This window comes from Pseudoalteromonas sp. TAB23 (assembly GCF_000498075.1).
Classification (GTDB): Bacteria; Pseudomonadota; Gammaproteobacteria; order Enterobacterales; family Alteromonadaceae; genus Pseudoalteromonas; species Pseudoalteromonas arctica.
Window position 1 is genome coordinate 1 of sequence record NZ_AUTP01000190.1, and the last position, 4,149, is coordinate 4,149.

Here is a 4,149-nt window from a genome sequence, read left to right on the forward strand (position 1 = left end):
CAATTAACTTCATTGCAGACGTTAGCCTTAAGCCATCACAACCGACAAAGCGTTTTTCGTTTAAAAACCACGTAATATGTCGCTCTAATTTTTCTCTGTCGGCGTCGGTCATTTTTTTATAGATGGGCATGCAACGCAGTAAAATATCTTTTTGCTGCGAATTTAAAGCAAAGTCTTTATATTTACTGCGCCATAATCGGTTTTGAATTGATGGCCAACGCCAGAAAATCACCACAAAAAGAATTAAAACAACAATTAACAGTCCATTTATCATGGGGATTTCCTGAGCTAAGGTATGGTATATAAATATGTCCAGCACACGTGCTTTTCAAGCATACAAGGTTATGTATTTGAATATAAAGTAATTCACATCGCATTGCTTATAGATTACTTATAGATTACTTATAAATTGTTTACTGCTTTGCACTGCCGTTACTGATGTGTTTAAAGTTAATTTTTGCAAAAGGTATCAAATGTACCCTGCAATGTGTTTATAAATTTCGCTACGTGCAAACCATCCATTAATGAATGGTGTACATCGATAGCTAAAGGCATTGTGCCTGTGTGTTTATCAAACTGACCAAATACAAATTTAGGAATGCCTAAACTCTGCCCTTCACTAAATGCATGCGAAAACGCACTAAAATTCAGCCACGGCAAAACAGATATATGAATTAAATCTGCCTGCCCTTCTGTTTGAGCAAATGCATCAGAAAATAACGGCTGTAATTTCGCTTTTTTACTTACGTCACTTGCATGATTTGCAAACTCTTTAAACTCGCCTGTGCTGTTAAAATAACTAAAAACAAACGTATCGTTTTCAGACAACTCAACCACACTTGCGCGAACACTATTAAGTAACCATGGTTGATTATCTATTATACGTAGCATTATTGAATCGTACTCATGGCACGCTTTTAAGGTGCAATATACATACGCTTGAAAAAAAGAAAATTGATTGGTTTTGCAATAGTCGTAAAGTGTTTGAATATCTAAACGTACACACACATTAAAATAAGGCTGAGAAAATTGTTTAAATAATTCAAAGTGTTGCTTTCTAGGCCAATTATCTAAATCGATAGGCTGCATGAGAGAAGTTGAGGGAGTCATAATTTGCCGCACAAAATTAAAAATAAAGTGTACCGCTGTTCAGTAATAATTGCATTAGGGTCTGTTGATCTTTCAAGGTTAAATCCGCAAAGATCAACACCCCTTAACTTACAGATAAACAAAAGGTGTGCAATTGCACACCTTTATTGCATTTTAGCTTAAATTTATAGACCGTTTTTAATGATCTCTTGCGCTAATTCGTCAGCAATTAAATGCGTTGATTTTTGCTCTTTTTCGCTACGGGCAAAGATTTCAGTTAACGTATTAAAAATACCTTCAACATGTTTATTAGACGCTGCTGCACTGTAACCTTCTGGCGCTGTTTCGTAATAAACATTAATAATACCACCAGCGTTAATTACGTAATCTGGTGCATATAAAATGCCTTTTTCACGAATAACTTCACCGTGGCGAGACTCTGCTAACTGATTATTAGCACAGCCTGCAATAATAGTCGCTTTTAAACGCGGTATCGTTAAATCGTTAATAGTCGCACCTAATGCACACGGTGCATAAACATCAACATCTAAGTCGTAAATTTCATCAATGCCAACCGCAGTCGCGCCAAAATCATTAACTACGCGATCAATTGCAGCTTGGTTAATATCAGTTACAAACAACTCAGCGCCCGCATCAGCTAAATGCTTACATAAACCATAAGCAACAGCACCTAAACCTTGAACAGCCACTTTCACACCTGCAAAATTTTGATGACCACGTTGATGCTGTAGCGCTGCTTTAATTCCTAAAAACGTACCGTATGCTGTAAATGGCGATGGGTTACCACTTTTACCTTCAAGACCCAGTACGTAATTAGTTTCTTTATTCATGATAGCTACATCAGCACATGTGATGTTTACATCTTCTGCTGAGTAATAGCTGCCATTTAATCGCTCTAACTGGCGACCAAATGCACGAAATAATTGCTCAGATTTAATTTCTTTCGCATTACCTATAATTACAGATTTACCACCACCAAATGGTAAGCGCGCAACTGCATTTTTATAAGTCATGCCCTTTGATAAACGTAGCACGTCGTAAACAGCATCTTCGTCGTTCGCATAATCCCACATTCTACATCCGCCAACTGCAGGACCTAGGTTGGTATTATGTACAGCAATAATTGCTTTTAAACCCGACTCTTCATCAGAACAAAAAACCACTTGTTCATGGTTATCAAATTCAACTCGATTAAACACAGCCACTTAAAATACTCCGAAATAGTTAACCCGTGAGAGGGTATGCGCGCTGGAAATTGCCGAGACTTTATCACTTCATATTCGAGTTCGCTATACTCACAGAAGATAAAACCAATGAAAACATCAAGCTTAAATTAAATAACCGGATTAAAACTTTTATATAGATAAAAAATTCACAAAATCGTTGTTTGTAAGTTTTAAAAACTATAAATAGAACAACCACACCAACTTACGTTTACGTGAACGTAACACAACTATTGTGTGTAAAGTTTAATATACAAGTGCTGCTTGCCCGCCACGTACTGCTGCCTATAGGTTTCCAGTAAAAAGTGAGCTTTTTCGTAAACTGGTCAGAGCTGTAAACTTGGTAATGACTCTATTTAAAAAAACAAAAAAGCGAGCACTAGGCTTAATGCCGATCAGTTAAGAAATATTTAACGATCCATTGACCGATCTTCTGGTTAGTTTATAAAGGCTTCTGAATTTATTCAGGAGCCTTTTATTTTGCAACTCACTACCGCACTTTCTCTAGCCAATAGCTACGCACCCAATTCAGAAGGCTTAGGTCAACTGAGTGATTTTTTATGCCCTGAGTTTATCAAACAATGCGCAGAAACCGCAGGTGTCGCGACGATAAGGAAAAGAAGGCTTCCTGTTGAGATGGCCGTTTGGACAGTCATTTGTATGTCGTTTTATCGTGAAGACCCACTGTGGAGTATTGTCAGTAAATTAGGGCTCGCTTTACCAGGTAAAAAAGAACTCGTTGCGCCCAGCGCGGTTGTACAGGCTAGGCAGCGGCTTGGGGCTGATGCCGTTAAACAGGTTTTTGAGCAAAGTCAGCAAATGTGGAATGCTGATGCGAACCATCCCACATGGTGCGGGCTATCACTACTGGGTGTTGATGGTGTCATTTGGCGCACACCGGATACTGCTGAAAATCAACATGCATTCTCCATGTGGAAAAATCAGTATGGTGACACGGCCTTCCCTCAGGTTCGCATGGTGTGTTTGATGGAGTTAACTAGTCATTTATTAATGGGGAGCGCCTTTGATAGTTGTCGTACAAGTGAAATGGTGTTGGCTGAAGACTTAATCGAGGCAACACCCGATAACTCACTGACGTTATTTGATAGAGGCTTCTATTCTCTAGGCTTACTCAATCGTTGGCATCATGCTGGGGTAAATAGGCATTGGCTTCAACCGATGAGAAAAGGCACGCAATATGAAATTGTTCGCTCTCTAGGTCGTCAAGACAAACTCATCAAGCTAAAAGCAACAGCACAAGCGAGAAAAAAGTTCGACGATTTACCAGAGAGCATTGAAGTTAGGCTAGTCACAAAAACGGTTAAGGGGAAAGAGGTGAATATACTCACTTCATTAACAGACCCAATGCGTTTCCCTAAGGCTGAAATTGTTGACCTCTATAGTGATCGGTGGGAAATTGAACTTGGTTATCGAGAAATGAAACAAACCTTACTGAATAGTCACTTTACGCTACGCAGCAAGAAACCTGAGATGATAGCGCAAGAATTATGGGGCGTAATGTTGAGCTATAACTTGCTCCGATACCAGATGGTGAAAATGGCGCAGAAAAAATCTGGAATATATGCAAAACACCTGAGTTTTACGACGTGTGCTATTAGTATTATTAACCTTATTCATACAATGTTTATAGAAAATGCAGGACGGATACCTAAATCAATAGAGCAATTACAAGCTCAAGTTGAACATCACATATTGCCGATAAAACGGGAGCGGGCGTATCCGAGGTGTGTGAAACCAAAACCCAGTAAATACCCCAATAAAAAAAGCCAGTCAGCTGTTAACTGACTGGCATTAA

The 4,149-nt window shown here is 38.9% G+C and carries 4 protein-coding genes; 1 reads left to right on the forward strand and 3 read right to left on the reverse strand.

What is annotated here, in order from left to right; genetic code table 11:
* From L654_RS0109340 to L654_RS0109350, 3 genes are all read right to left on the reverse strand, one after another.
* On the reverse strand, positions 1–274 hold a 274-nt coding region (locus L654_RS0109340; protein ID WP_029753559.1), incomplete at its 3' end, for a zinc-dependent peptidase.
* 176 nt (positions 275–450) lie between these two features.
* Positions 451–1,089, reverse strand: coding sequence for a chloramphenicol acetyltransferase (locus tag L654_RS0109345; protein WP_024607877.1), 639 nt, complete (start codon positions 1,087–1,089; stop codon positions 451–453).
* 185 nt (positions 1,090–1,274) lie between these two features.
* Entirely contained in the window at positions 1,275–2,315 is a 1,041-nt protein-coding gene (locus L654_RS0109350) for a Glu/Leu/Phe/Val dehydrogenase (protein WP_024590806.1), read from the reverse strand.
* Positions 2,316–2,813: 498 nt separating this feature from the next.
* Between L654_RS0109350 and L654_RS0109355 the strand changes: the two genes are divergently transcribed.
* Positions 2,814–4,139: an IS4 family transposase gene (locus tag L654_RS0109355; RefSeq protein WP_024607224.1), complete on the forward strand. Its 1,326-nt coding sequence runs from the start codon at positions 2,814–2,816 to the stop codon at positions 4,137–4,139.
* Positions 4,140–4,149: the final 10 nt, after the last annotated feature.

Bases quoted from the DNA above. Each gene is read 5' to 3' on its own strand.
- L654_RS0109345 (WP_024607877.1), bottom strand. From the start codon at position 1,089: ATGCAGCCTATCGATTTAGATAATTGGCCTAGAAAGCAACACTTTGAA.